The sequence below is a fragment of the Runella sp. R5_40 genome (genome assembly GCF_057652295.1).
The window spans coordinates 1-479 of sequence record NZ_JBYFCH010000077.1; the positions used below are offsets into that span (position 1 = coordinate 1).

At 48.2% G+C, this 479-nt stretch carries 1 protein-coding gene; it reads left to right on the forward strand.

Annotated features, from left to right (window positions below):
* The coding region (locus AC23N5_RS31460) for a hypothetical protein (protein WP_487758570.1) at positions 1-479 on the forward strand (479 nt) is incomplete at both ends.

Here is a 479-nt window from a genome sequence, read left to right on the forward strand (position 1 = left end):
CTATTGAGTGTAGAAGAAAGTTCTACGCCTGCCTGTAGTCAAACTCAAACTGGTAGCGCGGAGGTGAAAATTCAAGGTAAACCCACGATTACGCTCAATACTTTACAACAAACCTTAAACGAAGGCAACGCTCAAACTTTCTGTGACACGGATGCGAATCCAGTGAACAGTTTGCAGTTTACGGTTTCGGGTTCTTGTGTTTCGGGGTCGCCTGTTTGGCGGGTACAAGTGGGCGGTGGCACGTGGAGTGACTGGTCACCCAATGCCCCAGTTACCCAATCCTCCAATAACCAACCCCACCGCTACCAAGCGGCCTGCGATGGCTCTTGCCCCGTGACATATACCTCACCGATTGAATTGACGATTAATTACCGCGCATCGACGCCACAAAACGTGTCGCTTGTTGCCGATGGTGTAAGTGTGAATGTAGGAGAAACCAAAGAGGTTTGTAACATTGAAGGCAATTCAATTACATTTAA